At 68.5% G+C, this 23,355-nt stretch carries 17 protein-coding genes; 5 read left to right on the top strand and 12 right to left on the bottom strand.

The genetic code is table 11. From position 1 onward, the window contains the following. Both RIE08_06585 and RIE08_06580 read right to left on the bottom strand, forming a co-directional pair. A partial coding sequence (locus RIE08_06585; GenBank protein MEQ8717260.1) for a hypothetical protein occupies positions 1-612 on the bottom strand: 612 nt, incomplete at its 3' end. Positions 613-1,450: 838 nt separating this feature from the next. Further along, positions 1,451-2,197 (bottom strand): alpha/beta hydrolase, encoded by a 747-nt coding sequence (locus RIE08_06580; protein ID MEQ8717259.1) that lies wholly within the window; start codon positions 2,195-2,197, stop codon positions 1,451-1,453. Between the two features lie 140 nt (positions 2,198-2,337). On the opposite strand from RIE08_06580, the gene rsgA reads away from it, so the two are divergent. Further along, a complete protein-coding gene (gene rsgA, locus RIE08_06575) occupies positions 2,338-3,396 on the top strand; it encodes a ribosome small subunit-dependent GTPase A (protein ID MEQ8717258.1) in 1,059 nt (352 codons plus the stop codon). 16 nt (positions 3,397-3,412) lie between these two features. On the opposite strand, the gene RIE08_06570 is transcribed toward rsgA, so the two are convergent. The 3 genes from RIE08_06570 to RIE08_06560 all read right to left on the bottom strand — a co-directional run bounded on the left by RIE08_06570 (position 3,413) and on the right by RIE08_06560 (position 6,281). Next, positions 3,413-3,769: a hypothetical protein gene (locus RIE08_06570; protein ID MEQ8717257.1), complete on the bottom strand. Its 357-nt coding sequence runs from the start codon at positions 3,767-3,769 to the stop codon at positions 3,413-3,415. 53 nt (positions 3,770-3,822) lie between these two features. Then, entirely contained in the window at positions 3,823-5,346 is a 1,524-nt protein-coding gene (locus tag RIE08_06565) for a SulP family inorganic anion transporter (GenBank protein ID MEQ8717256.1), read from the bottom strand. 269 nt (positions 5,347-5,615) lie between these two features. Further along, the gene (locus tag RIE08_06560) at positions 5,616-6,281 is read right to left on the bottom strand and encodes a hypothetical protein (GenBank protein ID MEQ8717255.1); all 666 of its coding nucleotides are present in this window, start codon (positions 6,279-6,281) and stop codon (positions 5,616-5,618) included. Positions 6,282-6,439: 158 nt separating this feature from the next. On the opposite strand from RIE08_06560, the gene RIE08_06555 reads away from it, so the two are divergent. Next, positions 6,440-7,579 carry a hypothetical protein gene (locus RIE08_06555; protein ID MEQ8717254.1) on the top strand — a complete coding sequence of 380 codons (1,140 nt, stop codon included), beginning with the start codon at positions 6,440-6,442 and terminating at the stop codon, positions 7,577-7,579. Between the two features lie 70 nt (positions 7,580-7,649). Next, on the top strand, positions 7,650-8,120 hold the full coding sequence (locus tag RIE08_06550) for a hypothetical protein (protein ID MEQ8717253.1): 471 nt from the start codon (positions 7,650-7,652) through the stop codon (positions 8,118-8,120). Positions 8,121-8,128: 8 nt separating this feature from the next. Here the strand turns inward: RIE08_06550 and RIE08_06545 are convergent, their stop codons facing one another. The 3 genes from RIE08_06545 to RIE08_06535 form a co-directional block, all read right to left on the bottom strand. Further along, positions 8,129-9,520, bottom strand: a complete 1,392-nt coding sequence (locus RIE08_06545) for an ATP-binding protein (protein ID MEQ8717252.1) — start codon at positions 9,518-9,520, stop codon at positions 8,129-8,131. A 3-nt stretch (positions 9,521-9,523) separates the two neighbouring features. Next, on the bottom strand, positions 9,524-10,198 hold the full coding sequence (locus RIE08_06540; protein ID MEQ8717251.1) for a response regulator transcription factor: 675 nt from the start codon (positions 10,196-10,198) through the stop codon (positions 9,524-9,526). Between the two features lie 67 nt (positions 10,199-10,265). After that, positions 10,266-11,876, bottom strand: coding sequence for a class I adenylate-forming enzyme family protein (locus RIE08_06535; protein MEQ8717250.1), 1,611 nt, complete (start codon positions 11,874-11,876; stop codon positions 10,266-10,268). A gap of 161 nt (positions 11,877-12,037) precedes the next feature. Here RIE08_06535 and RIE08_06530 point away from each other — a divergent pair, with 161 nt between their 5' ends. Both RIE08_06530 and RIE08_06525 read left to right on the top strand, forming a co-directional pair. Next, positions 12,038-13,387, top strand: a complete 1,350-nt coding sequence (locus RIE08_06530; GenBank protein ID MEQ8717249.1) for an FAD-dependent oxidoreductase — start codon at positions 12,038-12,040, stop codon at positions 13,385-13,387. Positions 13,388-13,509: 122 nt separating this feature from the next. After that, positions 13,510-14,736 (top strand): glycosyltransferase, encoded by a 1,227-nt coding sequence (locus tag RIE08_06525; GenBank protein ID MEQ8717248.1) that lies wholly within the window; start codon positions 13,510-13,512, stop codon positions 14,734-14,736. 44 nt (positions 14,737-14,780) lie between these two features. Here RIE08_06525 and RIE08_06520 read toward each other — a convergent pair whose 3' ends face one another. The 4 genes from RIE08_06520 to RIE08_06505 form a co-directional block, all read right to left on the bottom strand. After that, entirely contained in the window at positions 14,781-16,022 is a 1,242-nt protein-coding gene (locus tag RIE08_06520; GenBank protein MEQ8717247.1) for a sulfotransferase, read from the bottom strand. Then, the gene (locus tag RIE08_06515) at positions 16,019-20,611 is read right to left on the bottom strand and encodes a beta-ketoacyl synthase N-terminal-like domain-containing protein (GenBank protein MEQ8717246.1); all 4,593 of its coding nucleotides are present in this window, start codon (positions 20,609-20,611) and stop codon (positions 16,019-16,021) included. Before RIE08_06515 ends, RIE08_06520 begins: the two co-directional genes overlap by 4 nt. Continuing rightward, the gene (locus tag RIE08_06510) at positions 20,611-22,020 is read right to left on the bottom strand and encodes an SDR family NAD(P)-dependent oxidoreductase (protein MEQ8717245.1); all 1,410 of its coding nucleotides are present in this window, start codon (positions 22,018-22,020) and stop codon (positions 20,611-20,613) included. The genes RIE08_06515 and RIE08_06510 overlap by 1 nt, the downstream gene beginning before the upstream one ends. A 113-nt stretch (positions 22,021-22,133) precedes the next feature. Next, a partial coding sequence (locus RIE08_06505) for a phosphopantetheine-binding protein (protein ID MEQ8717244.1) occupies positions 22,134-23,355 on the bottom strand: 1,222 nt, incomplete at its 5' end.

Here is a 23,355-nt window from a genome sequence, read left to right as displayed (position 1 = left end):
CGTGATGTGCACGACCGGGTCCGACACGCCGTACTCGAAGGACCACATCTCATCGGTGTCCCAGCCGACCATCGGATCGGCCAACGTGACGTTGTCCACCCGGACCGTGCCCGACCCGTCACGCAGCGCGACCTTGATCGAAAGGCCAGCCCACGGCGTCGCGTCGAACATGTTCAGCCGCCACTCGCTGCAGTACGCGCAGCGGTGAACATCGACCTGAGTCTCAGCCGTATAGCTGTCAGCCGACGAATAGACGTACGCCTTCACTTCGTTCTTGCTGTTGCCGGTGAACTCGACATCGAACAGCACCGACGCGCCGCCCGACGGGACCGCTATCGCAGAAGACTGGATCTTCGCCTCCGACAACCGCACCATTGAATCCGCGCCGCGCGCCTCCACGACAGGCGTGCCCTCCAGAGTCGCCCAACCAGTCAGATCATTCGTCGCGAAATCGCCGTTCGACAACAGCGTCGTCGCGTCCGGTGGGTCCATCTCCGAGTTCGTGTTCAACTGCCCCAACGACAACGGCGCATCCTCGAAATCGGGGTTCGTCAACGTCGACAACGTCGGCGTCGACGCCGGGTCCAGGCCGCCGTTGAACGGGAACGTCACCGGAGCGCCCGACGGCGACGGAGCCGGATTCGACCCCGCAGCCAACGCCGGCACCACATTCGGCGAACCGACCCAGCGAGACACCGAATCGAACACCGGCGCAGTCACCACCACCTGAGCCGCCAAACCCAACACCACCGCGATCGAAATCCGAAGGATCCACGGACCCCACCAACGACGCGACACACCCACCATGACACCGCCTCCTAAGCCCGTACCCGCCCCGCGGCAGCATCAGACCCCCGCACGCTAACCCCAGCGCTTCAACCCACGCAAGGAATACTTAGAGATATCTCGCTAGGTCATCCGGCCTAGGAGGCAACGGCTGGTCACAGGGCGGGCGAGACGCCCGAACCGCTGCGTCTCGCCCGACCCCGGGCTGGGGATCCGCTCCTACAACCCACTATCCGCAACGGGGCCGATCCGCTTACCGGCACCACTAGGTGGGCCGAACTGCACCGCCTGTCAGCGCGACGTGCGGCCGATGTTCCTCAATCATTTCTCCTCAGTGTTGATTCGCGGATGTCGATTAGTGGCATGTGAACACGCGGGTTGCGCAGCCAATGCCACTGGCCGGGGCCGGCGTGGATCGTCCGCCAACGTGGCTGTCGACGGCGACCATCGTGTACCTCGCGCTCCCGCTGGCGATCTTCGTACTCACCTGGCTCCGTGCATCAGTAGCGCTGATAGCGGGGGCCGCCGTCGTGTACGTCGCCGGGGCGTGGATCCGCTCCGAGCTGGGTGCGGCACGCGAACAGCGGCGCGACCGGCGCCATGTCGTGGGCTGGCCCATCTGGGCGTGGGCGCTCGTCGTCGGCGTGTTGTCAGGCGCCGGCGGCTACGTGTCCCAGACGTCGGACTGGTTGAAGCCCCAGAAATCGGTGATGAGAGCCGCCGCACCCGCCGGATCGTCCAGCATCCACCAGTGCCCGCTGCCCTCCATCGGAGCGACCCGGGCGCCGGTCCTCTCCGCGAGACGGGCGATTCTCGCTGGACTGCCGTAGGTGTCGTTCGTCGCCTGGATGATCATCCCTCGGCCCGTGACCTCGTCGATGCCCGGGCCCCACTCCGCGCCGACGTCCACCGCCGACCGGTAGAGCGACAGGATCGCCGCCGCCATCGTGTCGTCGATACCTGCGGCCATGTCGAGCGCCCCGGACTCGGGGATACCGGCGGCGGCGAGCATCGCGGCGCGATCCTCGACCGACATGGCGAGCAACCCGTCCATGAACTCCTCACCACCGGGTGAGATCCACAGCTGAGCCAGGTCGTGCCAGGCGAAGCCAGCGTCGATATCGCCGAAGTCCAGCACCCACGATGCGATGTTGCCCGGCCGGCCGGCGAGCACACGCAACGACAACAGTGCCCCCCAGTCGTGGGCCACGAGATGGACCGGCTCGCCCATCGACGCCAATTCGCCGGCAAGCCACTGCGCGTAGGCCTCCTTCGTGGGTTCGAAGCCCTCCGGCAGCGGCGTACCGAATCCCGGCAGACTCAGCGTGACGATGTCGCCGGCCAGGTGGTCCGTCATCGGGCCCCACACGCCGGCCGTCTCGGGTACACCGTGGACGAGGACTGCGGTCACGTGAAATGCCTTCCAGATGCGGGCAGAGGCGGGTACCCAACGCTAGCCGGTGACCGCCTGCACAATTCCGACAATCGCCGGCAACTCGTCCCGCGCGGAAACCACGGGCGCACGGGGCCCGCAGCGGCGAGACTGCACCTGTGTCGGATGACGATCAGCCCGGATCGGGTGGGGCGGCCGCGCCAGCAACCTTCGAGATGCTCGGGTGGTCGGATCGGTGGGAGGCGCTCGCCACCGATGCGGCCGCCGGCGAGCCGGGACGCGTGCTGCGCCACGACGGCACGGCGGTACTGGTGGGGACGGCGTCCGGCACGGAGCACTTCCTGCTGCGCGCGACCACACCGCCGGTGGCGGTGGGCGACTGGGTGATCGTCGGACCCGACGCGGTCGAGGGCGTGCTGCCCCGCTCCTCGCTCCTCGCGCGCCGCGACCCCTCCACTGGGGGCGCCCAGCCCATCGCCGCGAACGTCGACATCGTGGGGATCGTGTGCGGTCTGGACCGACCGGTGAAGCTCGGTCGGGTCCGGCGCTTCGCGACCCTCGCCTGGGATGCCGGCGCCACCCCGCTCGTGATCCTGTCGAAGGCGGACCTCGTCGAAGACGTGGCCGCCATCACCGACGAGATCATCACTGCCATCCCCGGCGTCGACGTGATCGCGGTCTCGGCGGCGAAGGCCGACGGCATGTCCGCGCTCCTCGAGCGGTGTGTGGACACGACGCTCGTGCTCGTCGGGGAATCGGGCGCCGGAAAGTCCACACTCGTCAACGCGCTGGCCGGCCACGAGGCGACCCGGACGAGCGAGGTTCGAACCGGCGACCACAAGGGCCGCCACACGACGACGGCCCGACAGCTCCATCTCCTGAACGGCCCGGTGCGTCTCATCGACACCCCTGGGGTGCGTGAGGTGGGCATCGTCGCAGACGTCGACACGGTCGACGCCGGATTCGCCGATATCGCGGAGTTGGCGCTCGACTGCCGGTTCGGTGACTGCGCCCACACGACCGAACCCGGATGCGCCGTCCGTGCCGCCGTCGAAGAAGGCGAGCTCAGCGCCGAACGTCTCGGGGCATGGGAAGAACTGCGGCGTGAGGCCGCTTCCGCCGAGCTACGCGCCGACCCGGCAGCGCACCGGCGGGCCGACCGACGGCTCGGGCGGGTTTACCGCGAGGTCAAGGAAATGAAGCGCCGCAACCGTTGACCTGCCGGAGGCGGGCTCAGGGTTCCATGACCACCCAGCCGCGGCTCTGGAGCTCCGCGGCGAGAACCCCGTCGGGTAGACCAGCTGCGAGCTTCTCCGCCGCCGTCTGGCGGGGGGCGCGTGCCGGCGCGACGGCAGGCGCGGAGTCAGCGGGGGCCACCACTCCCTCGGCAGCCGCGGCGTCCGCCTCGAGCTCCGCGATGAACGCGTCGGCCTCGTCACGGGTGAACTTCCCACCGGCCTGGCGCTGCGTGAAGCCCATGGGGCCACGTGCGTCGCGGAAGTCCACGTGGCCCGCCTCGTTCAACAGCTCGAGAAGCTGCTGAACCTGGCGGTGCGTCGCGGGTGGACCGGATTGCTGACCGAATGCCATGGGGTCAGTGTCGCCGACGGCTGTGACAGCGTCGACGATGCCCCGTCGTCGTGTCAGTGACCGGTGTCCATCTGGCCCGTCAGGCGCGTGTGCAGCGCCCGGCTGGCCTCGTTCAGCCCCACGAGGGTGACGGTGATCCCGCGTCTCTCGAACTTGTCGACCACGGCGTCGAGGGTCGCGACGGCCGACGAGTCCCACACGTGGGCGTCGGTCAGGTCGATCACCACCCTGGCGACGGTGTCGTCGTAGGTGAACGAGTGGACGAGTTCGTTGGTGGAGGCGAAGAACAGCTCGCCCGTCAGCGCGTAGACACGTTCGTCACCGTCGGGATCCAACACACTCGTGACCTCGACGAGGTGGGCCACACGGCGGGCGAAGAAGACCGTCGCGAGGACGACACCCGCGGCGACGCCGTACGCGAGGTTGTGGGTGAGCACGACGGTCCCCACCGTGACCACCATGACCGCCGTCTCGGACTTGGGCGTCGACCGAAGCGACTTCGGCCGCAGGCTCGACCAGTCGAAGGTCGCAACCGACACCACGACCATGACCGCGACGAGCGCCGCCATGGGGATCACCGCGACGAGGTCGCCGAGGGCGAAGATCATCACGAGGAGGAAGACACCGGCCGACAGCGTCGAGAGGCGGCTCCGACCACCGGAGCGGGCGTTGATCATCGACTGGCCGATCATGGCGCAGCCGGCCATCCCACCGAGGAACCCGGTGGCGACATTCGCGATGCCCTGACCCCGTGACTCGCGGTCCTTGTCCGAGCGCGTGTCGGTGATGTCGTCGAGCAGCTGCGCTGTGAGCATCGACTCCAACAATCCGATGATCGCCAGCGTCACCGCGTAGGGGGCGATGATCCGCAGCGTCTCGAGATCGAACGGGACGTCGGGGAGGCCGAAGAACGGGATGTCGGAGGGCAGCTCGCCCATGTCGCCGACGGTCGGGAGACCCATGTCGAAGCCGACCGCCACCGCGGTGAGGACCACGATCGCGATGAGCGGAGCGGGGATCGCCTTCGTGATTCTGGGGATCCCGTAGATGAGGCCGAGCCCGACGGCGACCATCGCCCACACGCCCCACGACTCCCCCACGACGTGTTCGAGCTGCGCCAGGAAGATCAAGATGGCCAGCGCGTTGACGAAGCCCACCATGACGGTGCGCGGCACGAACCGCATGAGCCGCCCGACGCCGAGCGCCCCGAAGATCACCTGGACGACGCCGGTGGCGATCGTGGCCGCGAAGAGATACTCCACACCGTGGTCCCGCACGAGCGGGACCATGACGAGAGCCATCGCCCCCGTGGCGCCCGAGATCATCCCGGGACGCCCACCGGTGAAGGCGATGATGACGGCGATGGAGAACGATGCGTAGAGCCCGACGGCAGGGTCGACCCCCGCGATGATCGAGAACGCGATGGCCTCGGGGATCAGGGCGATGGCCACGACCAGACCGGCGAGGAGCTCCTTGCGCGGCGACGCCCCGCCGGTGAAGCGGGCGACGAGGCCGGGACGAGGCCCGGCGGGCGCGGCAGCGCCGTGTCCGGAGGGAGTACTTGCTTCGAAAGACATGCAGGGATCCAGTGGGCTGTGGGGGGCGGGTGCACCCGGCCACGGCGCGCGAACTCAGACGATCAGATGGGACTCCGCCGGACGGGGTCCGTCACCACGTGGGGGCGACACCGGCGATTTGGGGGCCTGCGCCGAAGAACGGCGACTCCGTGAACCCTATCGGCTCGCGCGGGTCACGATGACGGAGTCGCATCGGCCCGCACGCGTCGGTGCCCCGGTCACGGGGACCGGGGCACCGATGGGGGTGGAGGGGACCTGCGGAAAGCCGCTCAGGCGAAGACGGTGCCGGTCGCCGACCCATCGCCGTGAGCCCCGGCGGGCGGCGGGCCGAACCGGCCACGTCGCCCGAATCCCGGGCCGTCCTCAGGGGCACCTTCGGGACGCTCGCCGTTGACCCTGGCCGTCACCCGCTCGACGAGGCCCTCGGAGATCTCCGCGGCCTGCTCGTCGGTCAGGACACCGGCATCGACCTTCTCGTCGAGCATGCTCTGGCGTTCCGCGACGATCGCGTCGATCAGGTCATCGACCGCGACCCCCTGGTCCATCGCCAGGTCGGCCAGGGTCTGACCGCCCACGAGCGCCTCGTGGATCTCCTCGCCGCTCAGGCCGAGAAGGTCGGTGATCACCTCGAGGTCGAAGGCGCCGCGTGCCTCACGGGCCTCCATCCGGTGGGTCACGAAGGCCTCCTCGATCGCATCGGCCTGATCCTGGGAGATGACCCCGTCGGCGACCAGGTCGTCGAGAACCATCCCCGGTCCGTGGGCGGCCTCCGGCGCCGTCGCCGTGTCGTCGCCGTCCTGGGCGCCGGCCACCGCCGGCACGGCAATCAGGCCGACTCCGGCAACGGAGAGACCGGCGAGGGCGAAGCCCATCGCCCTGCGACCGTTTCGCTTGGGACCGGTGGCTCCGGTCGTGGTGGTGGAGGTGTCGTTCATCGTCTCGCTCCTTGTGTGTCGGTGTGCGCTGTGCACACCGACGACGATGAACGACCCCCCTGAAAGGTCCCTGACAGCCTGAACAGGTGTTCAGGTGGAGGTTCCCGCGAGGGCACCACGATTCTCCGCCCGACATCGCCCGTGGTATCCCTGGGGCCGTGCGCATCGCCCTGTTCGACCCGCTCCCCGACGGAGGGCACCAGGCCTTCCTGGCGGAGCCACTCGCTGCGGCGTTCGCCGAGCTCGGCCACGAGGTCCTCGTCCTGCGGCCCGAGGGTTCACTGCAGGACCCGGACCCCCGGCCGATGCGGGTGGCGGTACCGGCGACCGAACGCCATCAACGTGTGGTCCGCTCCATGGCCGCCGGTGCACGGTCGTGTGCGACCGGCCACCGCGCAGCACGGGCGTTTGGCAGCGACGTGTTCGTCGACCTCGAACTCGACGCCCGCGTCCTCAACCGGTGGATCAGACCGAGGGGGTTCCGCGACGTCGTCCACGTGGTGCACGGCGCGACACAGCTCGCCGAGGGATTTGGCCGCGACCACGCCTTCAAGGGCGTCCTGACGGCATTTCGCAACGCTGCATGGCGGCGGGCACTCACCGGCGCCACCGTCGTTACCTTCCGGCCGTCGGCCGTCGAGTCCATCGAACGGTTCGAACCCCGGGCCCAGATCCACCTCGCCGGCTACCCGGTCGTCGAACAGCGCCACGTCACCGATGCCGCCAGGATCCCCGGCCCGACGACCATGTCCCCGCTGCGGGTGCTCATGGCCGGGCAGATGAGGCCCGACAAGCGACCCGATGACGTGATCGCGGCGTTGGCTGCGACCGGGATCCCGACAGTGCTCGACATCGCCGGCCCGGGATCGTCCATGGTCACCGGCCTCGACGACACCCCGAATCTGGAGGTCCGGGTCCGGGACGGCCACCACACCGAGGCCGAGTTCGCGCAACTGCACCGTGAGGCCCACATGGTCACTGCGATCATCCCCGGGAGTTTCGACGCCGAGGCGCGTGTCCGCGGAACCCTGTTGAAGGGCGTCGGCTACGGCGTCCCGGTCCTGACCACCCCGCCGGCGCTTCTCCAGCTCCCCGAGGGATATCCGGCGGTCACCGCGGCGAGCAGCGCCCCCGGTGACCTGGCCGCCGCGATCACCACGCACCTCGGACGCCTCCCGGTCATGAGAGCCGAAGCGGAGCGGATCGGTCCGGCTTTCGTCCTCGCCAACCACACCTACGACAGCTTCGCCCGGGCTCTCGTGGCGATCACCACACCGCCACGAGATCATCAATCCTGACGTTCGGCGCTGCCGGGGAGACGCCGATGCTGACTGTGACACCACGGCTCCGACCTCTGGACGAACAGCCATGAAATCCTTGTGGAACCACCCGACCGACACCGTCGCCCACATCCCGGTGATGCACCACGCCGAGTTCGAGGCCCGCTTCGCCGAGTGCGCCCGCTACCTGATCGTCTCGGTCGCAGCCGCCGGCGAGGTGACCGATCCCCATCTACGGGTGACCACGATCGACGCGATCGCCCGACTCGCCCGGCCCCGGTACAAAGACACCGACCTCGAGCGTGACCTGGGCGACGCGTGCCTGGACCTCGGGCTGTGGGATGCGCTCGGCGTGGTGGCCGGCGACCTCGACCCGATCCGCCGTGATGGCCTCCTGCGGGCTGCTGTCGGCGTCGCATGGGCCGGCCGCGCCGGCCCCTCCGCCGCCCAGTCCGAGATCATCGTCGCAGCCGCCACCGCGCTCGGACTGGCGCCACTGCGGGCGCGGCTCATGGTGTCGCGACCGATGGCCTCGCCGGAGACGCCCCTGGCGACCTGAACTGCCACTCAGGAGTCTCTCCCGGACCCGGGCAGCGGGAGACGAACGACGAAGCGGGCGCCGCCGGTGTGGGCGGCGTCGAGTACGACCGAGCCGCCATGGCGCTCGACGATCTCGCGGCAGATCGCCAGACCGAGACCGCTGCCACCCGAGTCGCGGTCACGTGCTTCGGACAGGCGCGTGAAGCGGTCGAAGATCGCCTCCGCCTCGGCGACGGGAACGCCAGGGCCGTCGTCGACGACCACCAGTTCGACCACGCGGCCGGTCTCCCTCAACGAGAAGCCGACCTTCGAGCGGGCGTGGCGCGCCGCGTTGTCGGCCAGATTGCGGACGACCCGCTCGAGCTGGCCCCGGTCACCGGCGACCTGAGCCCCCGACACGTCGGCGGTCTCGACCGCGACCCCGCCGGAGTGGATCCGCACAGCCTCTGCCAGCACGAGGTCGTCGAGGTCGACCGGTGTCGACGGAACCCACGCATCGGGTCGGGCCGTTCTCGCCAACACGAGCAGGTCCTCGACGAGGTTCTGCATCCGGATCGTCTCCGCCAACATGGCCTCCTCGCTGTCGACCACGTCGGCCGTCTCCGGGTGCGCCAGATTGACCTCCAGTTGGCTGCGGAGGCCTGCGAGCGGGCTCCGCAACTCGTGCGAGGCGTCGGCGACGAAGCGGCGTTGCTGCTCCGCCGAGCGGTCCAGGCGCGCCAACATGTCGTTGAGGGTCTCGGCGAGACGCTCCAGCTCGACCGACGCATCCGGAACCGGAACCCGACGACTCAGGTCCTCGCTGCCGATCTCGGCCGCCTCACGGCGAATCGCCTCCATCGGCGTCAGGGCTCGGCCGAGAACCACCCAGATGAGCCCACCGATGATCGCCGACAACGCCGGCACCCCGACGAAGAGTCCACGACGCTGGCTCCGTAGGGACTCGTCGACGTCGAGCAGCGACGTTCCGGCCACCAACAGTTTCGGGTTGTCGGGGTCGACGACCGCGAAAGCGACCCGGTAGCGCACCTCGCCGGTGTCGACGGTGTCGTCGATCGCGGTGCCATCGTCCGCCAGGATCGCCGCGGCATCGACCACCGGCCCGAGACCCGTGAAGTCCCCGCTCGCCACCACGACCGAGCCGTCGGCATCGAGCAGCTGGAGGGTCCGCGGGGAGGACCCGACGACGAACACGACGTCCTGGAGGGGCGGGAGCCGGTTGCGGACCGGCTGGAAGCGGCGGCCGAAGGTGACGTCGAGGGTCCGTTCGACCTCGGTGACGGTCTCGTCCAGTGCGGCGTCGACGGTCGCGAACAACTGGTTGCGCTGATAGGCGACCAGCGCTGCCCCGGCCGCCGCCATCAGCACGAGGGTGGCGAGCGACGCGAGAACGGTGACCCGTAGCCGCAGACTACGCACCGCTCAACCCTTCGACTCGAAGCGGTAGCCGACGCCGCGCACGGTCACGATCGACCGGGCCCCGAACGGCTCGTCGATCTTGCGACGAAGGCGGCCGACATAGACCTCGACGATGTTGGGATCCCCCTCGAAGTCGAACGACCACACGTTGTCGAGGATGTCGGACTTGGCGACGACATCACCCGCCCGGCGCATGAGCAGTCCCAGAACGGCCATCTCGCGCGCCGTCAACTCGATGTCGGTGTCCCCGCGGCTGCAGCGGTGACGGACAGGATCGAGTCGGAGATCGCCCACCTCGAAGGTGTTGGCGTCGTCGGCGCGCCCGCGCCGGATCAGAGCACGGATCCGTGCCGTCAGGACCACGAACGAGAACGGCTTGGTGAGATAGTCGTCGGCGCCGGTGTCGAGCCCCTCGGCCTCGTCGTACTCGCCGTCCTTGGCGGTCAACATGAGGATCGGCACCGCGCTTCCGGCCGCCCGCAGATCCCGACACACCTGGAAGCCGTTACGGCCCGGCAACATCACGTCGAGCACCACCGCGTCGTAGCCGCCCTCGGTGGCCATCCAGTACCCGTCGTCGCCGTTGTCGGCCACGTCCACGTCGAATCCCTCGGCACGCAGCCCGCGCTGGACCGCGGACGCAACCGTCCGTTCGTCCTCCACGACGAGAATCCGCATTCCCTCACCTTCACACATCGACCTGAATCGACGCTGAACACCCGTCCAGGACGAACGGCGGCGCCACCTAGCTCGACGAGATACGGGGCGCCTCGGTGATGCCGGCCTCGGCCAACTCGGCTGCGATGATCTCGCGCAGCCTGTACTTCTGGATTTTTGTTCCCGACATGGGGAACTCGTCCACGAAGCGGACGTACCGGGGGACCTTGAACGTCGCGATCTCGCCCCTGCAGAACTCGACGAGCTCGGCCTCGGTCACCTCTACGCCGTCGGCAGCCTGGACGAACGCACACGGTACCTCCACGTAGCGGGCGTCCGGGGCGGCCACGACCGCGACGATGCGTACGGCGGGGTGGGCGGCCAGGAAGTCCTCGATCTCGGCTGCCGCGACGTTCTCTCCGCCGACCTTCAACATGTCCTTGAGCCGCTCGATGAAGGTGATCCGACCGTCCGCGTCCCACCGGAAGACGTCGCCGCTGCGGAACCAGCCGTCCCCGTCGATCCGCTCCGCCGTCACCTCCGGATCCGCCCAGTATCCCATGAGGCGCGACGGCCCACGGTAGAGCAGTTCGCCCGTACTGCCGGGCCCCCGGTCCTCACCGGTCTCGATGTCGCGGATCTTCACCTCCATGCCGGGAAGCACATGGCCGTTGGTGTTGACGCGCTCGGCGAGCGTGTCGGTCATCTCGCCGATGGCGAGGAAACCTCCCGACTCGGTGGAACCCGTGGCCGAGACCTGCACCGCTGACGGGAGGCGCTCCTGCATGGCGCGCAGCCGCTCCGGTATGCCGATGTTCACCACCCGCTCGAGCGCCGAGATGTCAGCGTCGGCGAAGTCCGGGTGGTCGAGGACGGCCAGCCAGATGGTCTCGAACGCCGGGAACGCGAGCGTGCAGCGTTCGGCCGACAGCTGCCGCACGGCGAGGCCGGGTTCGAAGAAGCCCGCGTGGACCAGTGTGCAACCCGCGATGAACACGGCGTTGAGCGTGGCGATCGCCGCGATGTGGAAGAGGGGCAGAGGTGACCACCAGCGGTCATCGGCACGCAGCTCGAGACGTTCGGCGAGGCTCGCACTCGAACCGAGGATCGATGCCTGGGAGTGCATGACCCCTTTGGGGCGGGCGGTCGTCCCCGACGTGTACAAGATCATCGCGAGTGCATCCGGGTCCATCGCCGCTGCGTCGGCGGCCCGCTCGGCATCCCGGGGATCGGCGTCACGGAGGGTCGACCATGCGACGAACCCGGCGTGAGAGCCGTCGCCGCCGATCACATGACGAAGACTCTCGAACCGCGACCGCTCCGAGAGCGCACCGGCCGCGTCCTCGAGGTACATGTCGTCCACGATCACGGCCGCGACGGCCGCATCGGACACGACGTGGGCAATCTCGGCCCCCTTGTACCGGGCGTTGACGGGGACGGCCACCGCCCCGAGGCGCATGACCCCGACCATCACCGCGACTATGTCCACGCCGTTCACCATCATGTAGGCGACGTGGTCACCCGGGCCGATCCCCAGGCCCTGCAGGCCGGCGGCCACCGAACGGCTCCTGTCGGCGAGCTCGCTCCAGGTGACCCGCTCGTCGGCGAAGACGAGCGCCGCTCCGCCGCGGTTGTGCGCGGCACGGTCGACGACCCCCGGGATCGTCATGCCTTCGATTGCGGCCCGGTAATCGGCCATGTGCCCTCCTCGTCCGCCCAGGATCCTCGCAAAGACGTGTCGCCGTGTCGATTGGAGGAACCCTCACAGTCGGTCGCTGCGGCCGGGTTGATCACGCCGGGTGGCGCCGCGACCTGCGCAGCGGCGAAGCTCTGGGCCTGACAGCAACCAGGGGGACCACGATGAAGGTCGACACCGTCGTCATCGGCGCGGGGACCGCAGGAATAGTGAGCGCGTCCATCCTCGCCTCTTCGGGACGCTCGGTCGCGCTCGTCGAGCGACAGGCCGCACTCGGTGGCCGGTCCCGCCACTGGCGCCACAAGGGACACGAACTCGGGCTGGGATCGCACCTCGTCGAGGATCCGGGCGACAGCCTCACCAGGGTCTGCGAACTGATGAACGTCCCCCTCGAGCACTCGCAGCGGTCCGACTCGATGCCCTTCTGGGACCGCGACGGCTGGAAGCCGATACAGGAGCACTACGCAGGTGCCTCCAAGGAGGGCCTCAAGCGCTGCATCGAGGCACTCATCGAGACCCCCTGGTCCGAACTCGACCGCTGGGACCATGCGTCGCTGCGGGAGTGGATGGCGCAGTACACCTCCGACGAGGGCGTGTTCCTGGTCTGGGAGGCGATCTCGATGCTCGAGCAGATCACGACCCACCCGTGGGAACACTCGGCGTCGGAGAACCTCTACGTACGCAAGCTCCACTACTCCCTCAAGCGCACCGCCGGCTACTCCTTCTACCCACTCGGGGGCTGGGACCGACTCTGGAAGGCGATGGCCGACGCGTTCACCACAGCCGGCGGAACGCTGCTGCAGAAGACGAAGATCGAGAGGGTCATCGTGGAGAACCGGACGGTACGTGGCGTCCGGTTGGCTGACGGCTCGACCATCGAGGCCGACAACGTCGTCGCAACGGTGCCGGTTTGGAACCTGCCCCCTCTCTTCGATGAGGGGGCGCTGCCCTTCGACCTCCTCGAACGGATCCGACTCCTCAAGAAGAACGGCAACCGGGCGTGCTGGCTCGGATACTGGATCGCCGCGAAGGAGCCGGTCATCGCGATGACCGAGCGCGAGATGGCGTCGTTCTTCGCCACTCCCCGAACGGGGCTGCCCGGCTTCACGCTGAACTTCACGGGCTACGACCCGAGCGTGTCACCCGACGGCGAGTACCTCACCTGTGTCGGAGCGGCCTTCGATGCCGTGGCCCACTACGGCGACAAGGCATGGATCGACAAGAAGTTCCGTGAGCTCTGGCTCGACATCGAGGACATGTTGCCCGCGGCGAAGCGGGCCCTGTGGAAGAAACCCCACCTCGTCACCACCTACGGCGTGATCAACAAGCCCGGCCTCGTCGGCGCCGTACGGCCCGACGCGGTGGTTCGCGGGGTCGACGGCCTGTTCCTCGCAGGGGACACGACCCGCTCGCGCGGCGTCGGCATCGACAAGGCGGCCCGCACCGGGATCACCGCGGCCGAAGCCGTTCTCGGCCGCCGCCACGAACACTTCGCCGACACCGTGCGGTACTGAAGCCGCCTCGTCCAGTCGCGGGGGCCGTCGGATTCAGCGGTGGACGCACGTCACGGGGCGCCGCGGACCGAATCGGTTTCGACGCAGAACCATGGGACACTGACCACGTGAGAGTTGCCCTGATGACCTGGGGAACCGAGGGCGACATCCGGCCGTTCCACGCCCTCGCCCGGGTTCTCGCGGATCACGGCCACGACGTCGCCCTGTCCTACTGGGCACTCAGTGACGTCGAGCTGGCCGACGACGACCGTCTGACGATCCGCAGCATGGGGCGAGCCCACATCGACGAGATCGACATCGATGCGATACGACGCGAGGTCGACAGCCGACGCGGTCCCATCCGCAAGCTCCGCACCATCACCGGTCACATTCTCTGGCCGCTCCTGGGGGAGGTCCACGACGAGTCCGTACGCCTCGCGGCGACATCGGACCTCATCGTCCGCCACCCGATCATGTACCCGACTGCATTCGCGGCGCGAGCCGCCCGGATCCCGAGCGCTCTTCTCCAGCCCGCCCCTCTCAGCTTCGTCGGCCAGGCTCCGGCAAACGGTCTGTTCGGCACGATCCGCAATCTCGAGGCCGGCTGCGGACTCCTCACCGCCCTGGCGCTCGACGCCACTCTCGGGCTGTGGCAGTTCAGGCAGGCGACCGGGGTCCGGCCCAGGTTCCGAGGCCAACGGCTGGTCACCGACAGCGACCTCACGCTCGTGGCGGCGAGTCCGGCCCTCTGCGATGCCCGGCACAGCCGGGGCGGACCGATCCACGTCGTCGGCCAGCTGGAAACGCCCCGCGAGCCTGCCACCCCGTCCGCAGAGGTGGCGGCCTTCCTCGATGCAGGAGACCCTCCGGTACTCCTCACCGTCGGCAGCATCGTTGCGATCGAAGGTGTCATCGCGGAAGGAGGCTGGCTCCTCGAAGGTCTCGAGCGGGCGGGGGTGAGGGCCCTTCTGCAGATCCCCGAGTCGATGGCGGAAGGGGTACAGGGACAATCCGAGTTCCTGCGGGTGGATCATCTCGACTACGCGAGCGTGGTCCCCCGTTGCTCCGCCGTGATCCACCACGGGGGGGCGGGGACGACCCACGCAGTCGTGCGCGCCGCCACCCCGGCGGTCGTGATCCCCCATTTCCTCGATCAGTACTACTGGGCCGACCGGGTGCAGGAGTTGGGGGTCGGTACCAAGGTCGACTTCCGCCGGGCCGATCCGGTCGAACTCGCAACAGCCATTCGCCGGTGTGCCGCCGATGACGCGATGAGCGCACGGGCCGGGCAGCTTGCGCATCAGATGACATCGGACCGCGGCGGTGAGCGAGCGGTCGCCCTGCTCGAGGAGCTCAACGCTTCGCGGTGAACAACCGACACCACGGCGGTGCACGGCCCTCCCTGTACGGGCGGTCAGTCCTGGGAAGACTCCCGTTCAAGACCGAACTGCTCCGCGTACCCGTCCGCCAGATCGGCGATGTCCGCTTCCGCGAGACCGAACTGTTCGAGCCTGTAGACGTGACGCCCGTACTTGTGACGGGGCATCTCCCGCAGCACCTTCGCGATCCGATCGTCCAGGTCGTCGGACAGCTCGAGGCCGAGCCACGAGACCAGGTCGCGACAAACACCCACCGGATCCTCCATCAGCTCGTGGAACCGGACGTCCCGGTGTCGAGCCAGATCCATGTCATCGACGCCGCGCAGTACCGAAGCGGTCAGGTTCCCCAGATTGGAGATGAGACTGCTACCAAGACTCAACGGGTCGACCCGCCGGGTCGCGACGCCCTGCACGGCCGCCATGCTGAGTGACGACGGGATGACCGCCCGCAGATCACGATGCGTCGAGATGAAACGGGCATCGGGGAAGTAGAGGCTCAGGACCCCCTGCATGCCCAGCAACGCAGGCGATTTGACCAGCAGCCGACCGGGACGTTGTCCGACGAGGAGCTTCAGTTGGGCGGCATAGAGGCCGTATGCCTCGATGAGCTCAGCGTCTGAACGGGAGTACAACCACTGCGAATACTCCCGGTATCCGAAGAAGGCCAACGTCTGTGAGTACAGGGTCCGGTCGATCATCTCGAGGCCCTCCTCGGGGCCCTCCGGCTCCATCGGATGCACGGTGAGCGCCGCAGGGGCGATCAGCTTCACCATCGTGAGATAGTTGCGATAGTCCCGTCGCCGTGACGCATCCCCGCGGGGCAACGGGTCGAACGACTCCCAGCCCTCGACCGCGCGAACCTCGGGATGAGAAGCGAGGACGTGCTGGAGCAGGGTCGTGCCTGTCCGGGGAAGCCCGATGATGAAGACTGGCCGGTCGACCTCGGTACGTTCGACTTCGGGATGGCGCTTCAGGTGGTCGACGATCCTCAGCCGTGAACGCAGCAGTCGCCGCATCGACTCGCGTTGGATCAACTCCCCCACGTTCTTGAGTCGGTCGTCGCGACGCATCGGATCCACCAGATGTCGCAACGGCACCGTGATGTCGGGTTCGCCGAAGTCGTCAAGCCCCTCATGAGAGCGCGCTTCCTTCATCAGCCGCTCGACGGAAATCGGACGCACGCACCGAGCGAGCATGGCCGTCGGGATCGAGGCCACGTCGAGAAGCTTCAACAGTTTCCGATCGCGCGCCTCGTCGAACGTGGTCCGTTCGGTCATGACGCACCGCCGATCTGATCAAGGGCCACACCGAGCACGGAGCCGGCCATCCATGCGAGGAACACCGTGGCGACGCGACCGGTCTCGCCATCGCGGACGCCGACGGTTGCACGCGCGTGGTCGTAGCCGATGATCTCCCAACGGAACGGACGACCGCGCAGCCCCGCACCGGTCAGCTTCGCCGTCGCCTCCTTGGCAACCCACAGCGCACACTTCCACGCCGCCGTGTCGACCAGTCCGCTGCCGAACGCCAACTCCGCAGGGGTGCAGAAAGACTCCGACTCGACGGAGCTCAACGCATCGAAGGTCTCGAGGTCCACACCGACCGGACGCCCGGCGACGGCCGCCGCGGCACCCGTGGGGCCATGTGTCACGCTCGCGTGCACACGGGCGTCGTGACCGGGGATCTGGACCTGCAAACCCCGGCCGTCGAGCAACCTGCCACGCACCGTGTGGGGATGCACCGGGCGCCCCAGAGCCGCCCGAACGGCGTCCTTCAGCGCTATCCGACCGTGGAGATAGTCCAGCTTCCGACGCCGCTGCGTGAAGCCTTCGTACTCACGGAACTCGTCGGCATGCAAGATGATGATCGGCACGACGGTCAGCTGGAGTTCGTTCAGCTGGAAACGGGGCATCACGGTGACCGTGACCTCGGGAGGCAGCCCGGCGATCGGCAACGGAGACGAGGTCATGTGCGTCGCCGGAGCGAGCCGGATTCCGGTGAGGGCCGCGTCCTCGGCGAAGAGCCAGTCGCGGAAACCGCTCACCCGCATCCAGACGAGGCCGCTCCCATCGCCGACCTCGGCATCGAATACGGAGAAGCGAGCATCGGTGTCGACGTCGACGGGCGCCACAGCCGCATCGAGGACCGTCCCCGGTGCCGGTGTCGAACCGAACACCTCGATCCTGTCGATCATCGTCGGCAACATCTTCAGCTCGGTCCCGAAGAACCACGCTGCGAGCAGTTGGCCCACGCCGTCGAGGATCACCGGATCGAGAGCGAGCTGCGGCTGTTCGGCCCACGAGAACAACTCGAGCGGGTCACGGGTTACGAAGGTCCCGGTCACTCCCGCTTCCGATGCCACGTCGACCGAGTGGAGGCACTGAAAGGCGGGACCGTGGAAGAAGTGGCGCTCGCCGTAGATCTGCGAGGGACCCATGGGAACGCGGACGTTGACGAGATGGTCCGGGGTGACCGTCCGCCGGCTGGTCGGCGGGACCGGCGGACCGACGAGGAACCGCGCGGTTCCGTGCACCACGTCATCGACGCAGAGCGTGACCTCGGTCGCGGCGTCGACACCCTCGGGGAGGTCGATATCGACGACAGGTCGTGCCACGAGTTCAACGTCGAGCGCCCGCAGATCGGCGAGTGAGACCCAGCGCGTGACCCTGACGTCGCGTACCTCGCGAACGGCCGGCGCTCCGGTTGCCTCGAGCGCCGTCTCGGCCATGGCCTCGACGAGAACTGTCAGCGCCACGACCGGGAACCTCTTCTCTGCAGGACGGCCATCGTCGGTGACGAACGTGTGGTCCACGATGTGGGTGTCGACGTCCAAGTCGAAGCGGAGACGGTTGGTGAGCGAGCCGTCGGCGGCGACTGTCGTCTCCCCGACGAAGGGGCGGCGCGCAGTGCGGGCCATCGGTGGCCGCATGGCCTTCCACCGTCCGGCGTCGCTGGAGGGGTCCCCGAGGGGATCCCATGTGGTCGACAACTCGACGGACCGGTCCGATCGCCTCGGTCGGAAGGCGAACCCCCGGGGGACACGACCGACGAACAGCCCGGCGGGATCGACGCGCTTGCCCGCGATCAGCAGCTCGGCAACCACCGATTGGAGTTGGGTGACGGGGTGGACACCGGTCTTCTCGGTGCACACGACCACCGATGGCTCCGCGGCGTCGAGGCGCTTGTTGAACTGGATGTGCTGAGTCGTGGGGCCAAGCTCGACGACTGAGCGGACACCCTCGTCGACCATGTCCTGAATGGCCTGCCACAGCCTCAGTGGTCGCGACATCGACTCGCTGATCTCGCGCAGCACCGCACGCCCGTCGGAGTCCATGAGGCCCGCACCCGTCGCGACGAGGATCGGAATCGACGGTTCCCTCGGTTCGAATCCCGCCTCGGCCTCGGTGACCAACTGGTCCGTCACGGGTCGGACGTGACGACTGTGGATCCCCCCGAGCTGCATCTCGGCTATGACGATGTCGTCAGCACGGAGTTCCTCTGTCAGTTGGGCCATCACCTCCGTCGGACCACCGATGAACTGCATCTCCTCGTCGACGTGGACCGTGATCTCCACCTCTGCGTGGCGATCGAGGTACTCACTGAGGCGGTCTTCGGTCGCGTAGACGAACCCACCGGAGATCGAGCTCCAGTCGTAGCCGGTGTAGAAGTCGTTGGAGTAGAGATCCCTGATCGTGCGAATCAGCGGTTCGAAGTCCACGACATCAGCCGCTGCCAACGCCGTCGCCTCGCCGTTCGAGATGGCGACGATCCGCTCCACATCGAAGGCGAGGTCACGCGCGATCAACCACGACGCGTACTGGACCGCCGGCATCACCGGCCCCAGGAGCGGCCACTTCGAAGGCGGGGGGTTCTCGCCACCGGAGGTGGGAACCGGCTGGAATCTCAGCGCCATCTGGCGACGATCGGCGGTAGGGACCCAGCGCGGAGGCCGGAGCTGGAAGCTCACACCGTACGGGTCCTCGAAGTGGCCCGTCCCGCCCTCGACCAGGTCGAGCGCGTCCTGTGCCGATGTGAAGTGGAGGTACTTGTCGAGCTGCTGGGATGGCGCATCGTCGATCATTCCCGGCGCTGCTCCGCCGAAGAGAGCAACCATGGAACCACCGGCATCGGCGGATTCGACGATGCTCAGTCCGAGATCCGCCACATCCCCGCTGGCGTCGACGCGCCGGATCAGCTCGCGCAGCAGACCCGCCACGTCGCAGTCGGCCGCGGCGACCACGCCTGCGAGCCGCCACGGCAGGCTCGGCTCAGCGAGACGCGCCAGGTGAAGTGCCGCGAACTCGAGATCGGCGTCAGCCTCTGCTTCGACCAGCTCGAGCACGGACCGCAGCGGTTCGGCGAGCTTCGCCCTGCTCGGCGCGGTGGCAATCACCAGCTCGCTGGGTCGAGCAACGACGCTGATCGGGCTTCGGGACCTGAACCCCGTTGTGCGACGGGCGCGGTTGGCCAGTCCGCCGGCTTCCTCGAGGATGAGGTGGGAGTTGACGCCGCCGAACCCGAACGCGTTGACAGCCCCGCGTCGGGGGCCGTGGTCGGGGTCGCGGACCCAGGGTCGGAGCTCCGTGTTTACGAAGAAGTCGACGTCGTCGAATCCCTCGATAGGTGCCTCGACGTTGAGGGACGGTGGGTGCACCTTGTCCCGCAGGGCGAGTGCCATCTTGATCATCGAGGCGATCCCCGACGCGGGGATGGTGTGACCGATCATCGACTTGACGGACCCGAGCGGCCGGGTGGCATGACGGTTCGGGCGCGGCCCGAATACCTCGCGGATCGTGGCGAGCTCCGCAGCGTCTCCGATCCGTGTACCGGTGCCGTGAGTCTCGATCATCCCTACGCTCGCCGGGTCAACCGAGCCATCGCGGTACGCACGCTCGAGAGAAAGGCGCTGGCCGGCGGGCGACGGAGCGAGCAGCCCCTTGGCCCGACCGTCGCTCGAGCTCCCGACTCCCTTCACCACCGCGTAGACCTCATTGTCGTCGCGGATGGCGTCGGCCATGCGCTTGAGAACGACAACGCCGGCCCCCTCGGACAAGACGATGCCGTCGGCCGACACGTCGAAGGGACGGCTGTTTCCGGTCGGGGAGGTCGCCCCGACCATCCCCAGCATCCACCAGAAGGCCGGGTACTGGAAGAAGTTCACCCCTGCGGCGATACCCACGTCGGCTCGACCGGACCGCAACCGATCGACCGCGTGCTCCACCGCGATCAGCGAGGAGGCGCACGCCGCGTCGACCACGTAGGCGGCGCCCATCAGGTCCAGTCTGTTGGCCGCCCGACTCGCGGCGAAGTTCGGAACCGTCGTCTCGATCGCCTCGCCCGTCGGCGCTCCGAACCGCTCGCGGATATCGGACGCGATCCCCTCGATGTCGGCCGCTGAGATCCCCTCGATGTTCGCCGACAGGTAACGGGTGAACCACTCGATCCCCTCGGCCTGTCCCATCGACTGGGCGATCCCCGCTGTCGGGTAGCCGCCCCGCCCCACGATCAGGTCCGTCGACTCGCGCACGGGGTCGTCCTCACCGATCCCGGCGTCCGCGAGCGCATCGGCCACGAGATCGATGACGACGAACTGGTCGAACGTGGGACTCTTCGCCGCCGACGGCACGACCTTGTGCTTCAGGGCGTCGAAGGCGACGGGGGTCGGCACGAAACCTCCCCGTCGCGGAAGCTCCAGTCCGCCGATGCGGATGGCACCGGTTGGCGCCACGGCCGGCCACCGGTCGGTGCCGACGTCGGTGATGGCATCGACTCCGTTGACGACGTTGCGCCAGTACTCGTCGACATCGCGGGCCTCCGGCAACAGTGCCGACATCCCGACAATGGCGATATCGCGGTCCTCGTTCATCACGATCCCAGAATCGTGGCGGCGGATGGCGGCCATCGCAACCCCGCCATGACGTCGGTGCTGTTGGCCAGGACGACCTCGGCCCGACCCGGCGAGTCGGTCAGCTCCCGGGCGAAGGCCTCCACCCCCGCTGTGACCGCGATCGGAACGATGCCGAGAGCGTCGTAGGCCGCAATGAGCCCCGATGACACCATCCCGGAGTCCCACGGTCCCCAGGCAAGGCACCGGACGTCGGCGCCGACCGAACGTCGGGACGCTGCGAGCTTGGCCAGGAACTCGTTGGCAGCGCCGTAGTCGGACTGCGAGGCGTTGCCCAGACGCCCAGCCACCGAACCGAAGAACAGCACTGTCGTCTCATCGGGGACCGCGTCACACAGGGCCAGGGCCGGAGCCACCTTGGTGACGAGCACCCGCTCCATGGACTCGTCGTCCTTGCGGGTGACCGGGGCGTCGGCGATGACGCCCGCTGCATGCAACACGAGGTCCAGGCGGCCGTACCGTTCGATCGTCGAGGCGACCAGTGCGACCAGGGCGGCGGCATCTCGCCCGTCGAGGGAGTGGTACTCGACGTTCGCTCCGAGACCTGTCAGCTGGGAGACAGTCGCCCGAACGCGCCGCTCGGACAGAAGGCGTCGCAGCGATCGTTCGATCTCCACCGGCTTGGGACGGTCACCTGCGGCCCGCACCTCGGCGATCAGAACGTCGCGGATCTCGGCCTCGGTGGTGGCGGCGGAGAGCGCTGCCGATTCCTCCGTCACAGCCGGATCGGTGCGACCCGCGATCACGATCGTGCGGCCGGGGCCTGCGACGGCACCGGCGAGGATGTCCGCACCGATGCCCTGGGCCCCGCCGACGGCGAGAACGACGGCGTCGGCGGCGAGCTCCGTGTCCCCGCTGACGGCGTGGGACTCCAAGCGGATCGCCCAGAGCCCCTCGCTGTCGAGGCCATGTTCGAGCTCGTCACCGGGTATGGCGCCGGCAAGCTCCGAGGAAACGTGGCGGGCGATCGCGGACGCTTCGACCGTCGACGCGACGTCGACACAGCGCACCCTGTGGCGCCGCCATTCCTTCGCGGCGCCCTTCCAGAAACCCACTCCCGTCGCCTGGATGGGCGCATCCGCGACGAGTTCACCGCCGGCGAACCCGTGCCGGCCGTCGACTGACGTCACGACTACGACGCTGATCTGCTCCGGACGGGCATCCACAGCCCTGGCGAGCTCCAGCGTCGCCTGCACCCGGTCGACTGCCGCGTCGGCGCTCACCTGGAATCCGTCGAGCGCGCTCAGATCCAACAGACCAACCGTGGTCGGATCCGTCACGGCCTCCGGCGAGTTGACCTGCCGGACGACCACGCCGAGCGCCCCGAGTTCCTCGATGATCTGCGCAGCGCGGCTGGACCCGCCGACCACAGCGACAGTCCCGGACGGGACCGCGGCAGGAACGTCGATTTCGAGGGGGACGCCGGCGGGGACCGAGCGTTCCAGCGCTCCGTGCGATTCACCGGACCCCCTCGAGGGTCCGGTCAGGCCAAAGGGGCCGCACCACCGCCGGAGTCCACACCGACGAGGTCGGCTCGCTTCTCCTGGTAGGCGCCGATGATGTCGTTGAGGGTTTCCAGCTCCACGAACTTGGCGAGGAGCTCCTCGTCGTCAGCATCTGCGTCGGCGAGCACCTCGTGGTACTGGCGCAGTCCGCCGAAGATCTCGAGGACCTTGATGGAGTCGATCCCGAGACCGGCCTCGAGCGGCAGGTCCAGTTCCAGCATGTCCTGCGGATACCCGGTACGCGAGCTGACCTCCGCCAACAGATCGGCGGCGAAGACCTCCACGGTCGGGACGGTGTCCCCACTGTTTCCAGCAGAGGGCGTCAGGGCCGGCTCGATCGTCGCGGTCACCGGCTGACCCTCGCCGACATCCGAGGATCCGTTCGCGTGCGATCCGTTCGTGCCGTTCGTCGTCGAGGCGACCGCACCGGCTGGTGGCACCGGGACGTCGGCCGCGGCCACGGGTGGTTCGGCCGGGGCGGGAGGAGGCGTCGGAACCGGTGCCGCAGGAGCGCTCCATGCGGTGGACTGGCCGAGCCAACCGGCCGGCGCTGCCGGTGACGAAACCGGGGCGGCTCCGGGGCTGACGGCCCGGGAAACACCGGAGGCTGCAGGACCGGTCTGCACGGCCTCACCGGTCTGGATTGCGAGGAACCGCTCGAGCAGGCGCGTCTGTTCGGTCTGGAGCTGGATCCACTGGAGAAGAGTCTCTTGAACCCAGGACTCGGGTTGCCGGGACTGTTGCGACACGTCGACCACCTCGGATTCGAAGTCGCTGCTGGGCCTGGACGAGGTTACCGCCGAGGAACCGTAGACCGGCTCGACCACGTCGCCGACGACCGGTGTCCGCGGCGGCGCGGGGGCCGTCGTCGGTACCGGGGGGTCCGCTGGTGCCGGGGGATTCGCCGCGTCCGCGGTTGGAACAACCCCCGTCGGCGTGACGGTGACCTCGACGGGACTGCGGTGGGTCGCCGCAGCGCGTAGTTCCGCGACGCCGATGTCGTCGAGGTCGCGCCAGGCGAACCACGGATCGACGTCGAGGGTGGGCAGGCCGAGGGCATGCAGCGACGCCAAGAGGTCCGCGAACGGCAGGAACGCCGACTTGGTCTTGTCGTCGACGTTGAGCGCGACGTGGTCGACGTCCGCGAGGATCCGACCGACGAGGTTGGTCAGGATCCGGTTGGGGCCCGCCTCGATGAAC

The sequence above is a fragment of the Acidimicrobiales bacterium genome (assembly GCA_040219085.1).
Lineage (GTDB): Bacteria > Actinomycetota > Acidimicrobiia > Acidimicrobiales > JAVJTC01 > JAVJTC01.
Note: the sequence above shows the minus strand (reverse complement) of the source record. Positions and strands in the feature narration are given on the sequence as shown.